This is a genomic window from Novosphingobium sp. KN65.2, assembly GCF_001368935.1.
In the GTDB taxonomy this organism is placed as follows: Bacteria; Pseudomonadota; Alphaproteobacteria; order Sphingomonadales; family Sphingomonadaceae; genus Novosphingobium; species Novosphingobium mathurense.
Genome location: NZ_CCBH010000043.1, coordinates 1 through 6,290 on the forward strand (window position 1 = coordinate 1; position 6,290 = coordinate 6,290).

Consider the following 6,290-nt stretch of genomic DNA (forward strand, 5'->3'; position numbering starts at 1 on the left):
GTCGCCGGCATCGGCGGGGGAGGACCATTTGCGGTGGGCCTCCAGAATCTCGGCGAAGTGGAATGCCTGCGGCGTCTGGACGCGGCGCAGCGCCTCACGGCGGGCGGGCGCTCCCATGACCGGCCCGGAGGCTCCGTCCTCGCAATGGGCAAGGCTGTCCACCACGGACAGGACCGGAATGACGGCCTTGGAGAGATCCAGAGCCTCAAGGATTCTGCCAATGACACCAGGGGACAGACCGGGGCGGGCCGCATCATGGATGAGCACCCGATCGGGCTCATCGGCGGCCAGGACTTCGAGGCCGAGGCGGACCGATTGCTGTCTTGTCTCGCCGCCGACGGTGAAACGGACACCGGCAATGCCGGCTAGCGCGCCATTCGCCAGTTCCTCCGCTCCCTCGGGAATGACGACGAGGATCGGTGCGACGCCGGCCTTGGCCAAGGCCTCCACCGAATGACGCACGACCGGCTTGCCGCGCCACATTGCAAACTGCTTGGGGAGGGGCTGTCCGGCCCTGAGGCCTTGGCCTGCTGCCACGACCACGGCGGCGATTCGGGGGTGAGCTCCGATATTCTCGGCAGCGGATGAAGTGTCCTGTGACATCGCTATCGCCGGTAATCGCTTGCCGAGGAGAGGGCAATCCACTATGCGCTGCCTGTTTTTTAGGCAGCACTGCACGTTTTATGATCCAATTGCCCCAGCCTCCGGCTCTCAAGCCCATCAAGGTCGGTCCCGTGACGATCGACTGTCCGGTCGTGCTCGCGCCGATGACAGGCGTGTCGGACCTGCCTTTCCGCAGGATGGTGCGCGGGTTCGGCTCGGGGCTCAATGTCACCGAGATGATCGCCAGTCCGGCCGCGATCCGCGAAACGCGGGTCTCCATCCAGAAGGCGATGTGGGACAAGATCGAGGATCCGCTCTCGATGCAACTCGTCGGCTGCGAACCAGAGCAGATGGCGGAGGCCGCGAAGCTCGTCGAGGACCGCGGCGCAGCGATCATCGACATCAACATGGGCTGCCCGGTGCGCAAGGTCGTCAACGGCGATGCCGGTTCGGCACTGATGCGCGACGTACCGCTGGCAACGCGGCTGATCGAGGCGACGGTGAAGGCGGTGAAGGTGCCCGTCACCGTCAAGATGCGCATGGGCTGGTGCCACGATAGCCTCAACGCGCCGGAACTCGCGCGCATCGCCGAGGATCTCGGGGCGCAGATGATCACCGTTCACGGGCGCACGCGCAACCAGATGTACAAAGGCGAGGCCGACTGGGCCTTCGTCCGCAGCGTCAAGGATGCGGTTTCGATCCCCGTGATCGTCAACGGCGACATTTGCACCATAGACGACGCGGCGATGGCTCTGGAGCAATCCGGCGCCGATGGCCTGATGATCGGACGCGGCTCCTACGGTCGCCCATGGTTCCTCGGCCAAGTCATGCAGTGGTGGCGCGGACAGACTGTCTCGGCCGATCCGGACATTGCCGGCCAGTACGAGATCATCCGCAGCCATTATGAGCAGATGCTCGAGCATTACGGCGCTGACACCGGTGTCAAAATGGCCCGCAAGCACTTGGGCTGGTATATCAAGGGCGTGCGCGGATCGGCGGAATTCCGCAACAAGGTGAACTTCATCGCCGATCCTGACGAGGTTCTGCGGGCTCTGGCCGAATTCTACGCCCCTTATCGGGAGCGCCAGGCCGCATGAGCCTGCTTTCCCGGACGGTCCTGCCCGAGGCCAACCGGCTGCTGGCGAGCCTTCCGCTTGCCGTGATCCTGCTGGAACCGGGATTGCGGATCGCTTCGGTCAATCCGGCGGCCGAGCAGTTCTTCGGTCAGTCGCTGCGCCGTCTTGTCGGAAGTTCGCTGGCACAGGTCATTTCGTTTTCCGACCCGCGGCTGCTCGAACGGCTCAACGACTACGAAACCCCGGTTTCCGCGCGTGAAGTCGTGGTCGCGGTGAAAGGGCGAGGGGCGCGGCGGATCGATATCAATGTCGCGCCCGTGGCCGATACGCTCGGGTGGCAGGTGCTCACGATCCACGATAACAGCGCCACCGAAGCGCTTGGCGATGATTCCGGCGGTGTGGATAATGCCGTGGTTCGCGGACCGGAGATCATGGCCCACGAGATCAAGAACCCGCTGGCTGGTATCCGGGGGGCCGCTCAGCTTCTTGCCCGCAAGGTGAACGAGCGCGACCGGGCCCTGACCGACCTGATCACTTCCGAAGTCGATCGCATCGCCAATCTCATCGATCAGATGCAGCAGCTCAGCGGGCGCACGGCCTCGCCGGTGGAGCCGTGCAACCTGCACGAGTCTGCGCGCCGTGCCCTTGACGTAATCGGCGCTGCTTCCGCAACCCATCCGAGCCCGGTCCGGCTCGTGGAGGAGTTCGATCCGTCCCTTCCGGCGGTACTCGGCAATCCCGATGGACTGGTTCAGGTCATCATCAATCTGGTCTCGAACGCCATGGAAGCCTGCCGGGAGGTCGAGCAGCCGACGGTCACGATCCGCACGCGCTTCGCCAGCGGCCTGCAACTCCACACAACGGCTTCAGGCAAGCCGATCCGCCTGCCTGTGGAACTGCGGATCTCCGACAATGGCCCGGGCGTCGACGCATCCATGCGCGATCACATCTTCGAGCCTTTCGTCACGACCAAGAAGTCGGGGCAGGGGCTCGGCCTGCCGCTGGTGCGCAAGCTGGTGCGCGACATGAATGGACGGATCACCCATGATCGCGACGATGAGACAGGGCTGACGCACTTCCGCGTCCATCTTCCGCTTGCCCGAGAGACCCGCAAGAAGCTCATGAAATGGAGGGCCGGCGCATGAGCGTGTTGCTTGTCGAAGACGACATGTCGATCGCCATCGTCATCACGGCTGCGCTCGAGGCCGAAGGCTTCGATGTGGTTCATTGCCAGACCATCGAGGAACGCGATCGCCTGATCGCGCAACAGACGTTTTCCGCCATGGTAACCGATGTCATGCTCCCCGATGGCGATGGTATCGAGACGATCGAACGGGTACGGTCCCTGCGGCCCGACATGCCGGTGGTCATTCTGTCGGCGCAGAATACTCTCGACACCGCGGTACGTGCTACCGATACCGGCGCCTTCGAGTATTTTCCCAAGCCTTTCGACATCGACGAACTGGCCCGGACGGTCAGGCAGGCAGCCGGCAACGGGCAGGGCAACGTCCATGATGGCGACGAACCGCTTGGCGACGGATTGCCGCTGGTAGGAAGGAGCCCGGCGATGCAGTCGGTGTTCCGGATGATCACGCGCGTCCTGCGCAACGATCTCACCGTTCTGATCCTCGGAGAATCCGGCACCGGCAAGGAACTCGTCGCAGAAGCTATCCATCAGCTGGGTAACCGGCGGACAGGGCCGTTTGTCGCAGTCAACACCGCGGCCATCCCTGCTGAACTGATCGAGAGCGAGCTGTTCGGGCACGAGAAGGGCGCCTTCACCGGTGCAGTCGCCCGGCATGAAGGCAAGTTCGAGCAGGCTGCGGGTGGCACCCTGTTCCTTGACGAAATCGGCGACATGCCGATGCAGGCGCAGACCCGTCTGCTGCGCGCACTGCAATCGGGGACCGTGCGGCGTGTCGGCGGACGCGAGGAGATCAAGCTGGACGCGCGGATCATCGCCGCAACCAACAAGGACCTGGAGCCGGAAATCGCCGCGGGGCGCTTCCGTGAGGACCTGTACTATCGTCTGAATGTCGTGCCCATCAGCATGCCGCCGCTCCGCGACAGGCCGGAAGACATCGAGGTTCTGGCGCGCCATTTCCTCCAGCACGCCGCGAACGAAGGGCTTCCCAAGCGCCAGCTGACGTCGGAAGCTGCCGAACTGCTGCGCAAGCAGCCATGGCGCGGCAACGTGCGCGAACTCAAGAACTTCATTTATCGCCTGGCTCTGCTCGCGCGCGAAGATGCTATCGACGTTGAGAGCATCAATCCGCTCCTCGCGGCTGAGAGCCAGGGCTCGCAGGCCGGTGCAGGGGACGGGTCGGCGGTCGATATCGACACCGCCGTTTCGCAATGGCTGGCGGCAGAACGGCCTGCCGACGGCTCGATCTACGCCTCGGCGATGGCCGCTTTCGAGCGCCCGCTATTCGCGGAAATCCTCAAGGAAACCGGTGGCAATCAATTGCGCGCAGCCCATGCCCTGGGCATCAACCGCAACACCTTGCGCAAGCGCCTCAGCGAACTCGAACTCGACCCGGAAGCCTTTGCGCGTCGTCCCTAAGCCGAAATCGGTGGAAAGCCTCTTGCGACACCGCAACAGTAGTGTTGTAACGGTGCAACGATGATGGAGGAATCCGCAAAGAAGCGCGCATGGCCTCGCTGGTGGCGTCGAATGCAAGTCACGGCGCGCCGGGCGAACTTTTTCGCCATGATGGAGGTGCTCTCCGTCGTAGCATTCCTGATCATGACGGCCACCACCTGGTTTGCCCTGAACAACGGTGCAGACAAAGGGCAGCTCCTGCCGTCCAACATCACCGCCTCGTTGCTGATCGGCACGCTGGTCCCGGCCATGGCGATCCTGGTCCTGCTGGGCCGTCGCATGGCCCTGAGGCGGGCTGCAGAGCACATCGGCGGGACCGGGCGCATGCACGTGCGGCTCGTGTTCATCTTTTCGTTGATTTCGGCCGTCCCGACCCTTCTCGTCGTGGTGTTCGCCTCCTGGCTGTTCCAGTCGGGCGTCGAGTTCTGGTTTTCGGACAGCTCTCGCGGCCTGCTGGAGAACGCGAACAAGCTGGCCAGAGGCTATTACGAGCAGACCCAGCGCGACGTAGGCTACGAATCCGTGGCGATGGCCGAAGATGCGCGCACGATGCTCAGCCAGTATCCCATCGCAAGCCCGGCGTTCCAGGCGTTCTATGCGGATCAGGTCTATCGCCGTAATCTCAGCCTTTCGGCGATCATCCAGGTGGGCCCCGACGGTAACCAGCGCACGCCGATCATCGTCGATCCGGAGGGCAATTCCGAGGACAAGCGGATTGGCGAGGACGTCCTGCAACGGCTCGAAAAGGGCGAGCCGATGGTGGTGACCTCGAACGCCAACAAGATCGTCGCGGTCGTTCCCATCGAACGCGATTCCGGCGTCTATCTTTATGCGGCCCGAAGCAACGACCTCGTCTCGTTGAGCCAGGGCCAGCATGCAGAGAACATCGTCCAGGCCTACGAGGTCCTCTCCAATCGCGCCCGCGTTCTGCAATTGCGCTTCAACGTGGCCCTGTTCGTTGCCTCGCTCGCACTGGTTGGGCTTGCCGTGTGGTTTGCGCTCAGATTCGCCGACCGCCAGGTCAAGCCGCTTTACGAACTGGTGGACGCGGCCCGAAGTGTCGGGAGCGGCAATTTTTCGCTGCGAATTGAAGGGCGTACGGGTGCCGATGAAATCGGCCTGTTGAACCGCGCGTTCAACCGCATGACCGCACAAATCGAGAAACAGACGCAGGCGCTGCTCGGTGTCAACCGCCAGCTTCACGAACGGCGTGTGTTCATCGAGGCGGTTCTTGAGTCCGTGACTTCGGGGATCATCTCGCTCGACGAGCGCAATCGCATCCTGCTGATGAACAGCATGGCGCTCAAGCTTCTGACCGATCGCGATGAGCAGGTGCCTGAGGGCATGGCGCTTGCTGACCTGGCCCCGAGCCTTGCAGATCTGGTGGAGGCGGGCGGTGCCGCCGGGATCGTGCAGTACAATCGCAACGGCGAACTGCTGACCCTCGCTGTCAAGACGAGCCGCGATGCCACCGGCCACGTCATTACTTTCGAGGATATCACCCGCCAGTTGCTCGATCAGCGGACTGCGGCGTGGTCCGATGTCGCGCGCCGCATCGCGCACGAGATCAAGAATCCGCTCACGCCAATCCAATTGGCGACGGAGAGACTTAGCCGCAGATATCGAAAGCAGATAGTTGATAATCCAGAGCTTTTTGAGGATCTGACGAGGACGATCATCCGTCAGGTCGGTGACTTGCGCAAGATGGTCGACGAGTTCTCGTCCTTTGCGCGGTTGCCCAAGCCCGTGTTCCGCGCCGAGGATCCGGTCGCACTCACCCGCCAGGCGCTCTTCCTGCAGGAGATCGCCCGCCCCGACATCCAGTTCTCGTTCTCGAGCGATCCGGGCATCGGAACCATCGATTGTGACCGCCACCAGTTCGGACAGGCAATGACGAACGTGCTCAAAAATGCGGTTGAAGCCATTGAATCCAAAACGAAGGATGCACCTGAAGGTTGGCAGGGCAAAGTGGCTGTGGCGGGAAATTCCCGAAACAAGTTAAATATCGT

General features: G+C 62.9%; 5 protein-coding genes. 4 read left to right on the forward strand and 1 reads right to left on the reverse strand.

The features are described 5' to 3' along the window. Positions 1–603 (reverse strand): IspD/TarI family cytidylyltransferase (locus SPHV1_RS01395; RefSeq protein WP_156367192.1); only part of this gene is annotated, 603 nt, incomplete at its 3' end. Between the two features lie 80 nt (positions 604–683). Here SPHV1_RS01395 and dusB point away from each other — a divergent pair. From dusB to SPHV1_RS01415, 4 genes are all read left to right on the forward strand, one after another. Beyond that, positions 684–1,700 (forward strand): tRNA dihydrouridine synthase DusB, encoded by a 1,017-nt coding sequence (gene dusB / locus SPHV1_RS01400; RefSeq protein ID WP_054944336.1) that lies wholly within the window; start codon positions 684–686, stop codon positions 1,698–1,700. Continuing rightward, positions 1,697–2,824, forward strand: coding sequence for a nitrogen regulation protein NR(II) (locus SPHV1_RS01405; protein WP_054944337.1), 1,128 nt, complete (start codon positions 1,697–1,699; stop codon positions 2,822–2,824). Before dusB ends, SPHV1_RS01405 begins: the two co-directional genes overlap by 4 nt. After that, positions 2,821–4,242, forward strand: a complete 1,422-nt coding sequence (gene ntrC, locus SPHV1_RS01410; RefSeq protein WP_176167942.1) for a nitrogen regulation protein NR(I) — start codon at positions 2,821–2,823, stop codon at positions 4,240–4,242. Before SPHV1_RS01405 ends, ntrC begins: the two co-directional genes overlap by 4 nt. Positions 4,243–4,353: 111 nt before the next feature. Next, positions 4,354–6,290 (forward strand): HAMP domain-containing protein (locus SPHV1_RS01415; protein ID WP_054944339.1); only part of this gene is annotated, 1,937 nt, incomplete at its 3' end.

What these genes read in the sequence shown, in the direction of transcription:
- dusB (WP_054944336.1), top strand. Translation starts at nt 684, where the DNA reads ATGATCCAATTGCCCCAGCCTCCGGCTCTCAAGCCCATCAAGGTCGGT.
- ntrC (WP_176167942.1), top strand. Translation starts at nt 2,821, where the DNA reads ATGAGCGTGTTGCTTGTCGAAGACGACATGTCGATCGCCATCGTCATC.
- SPHV1_RS01405 (WP_054944337.1), top strand. Translation starts at nt 1,697, where the DNA reads ATGAGCCTGCTTTCCCGGACGGTCCTGCCCGAGGCCAACCGGCTGCTG.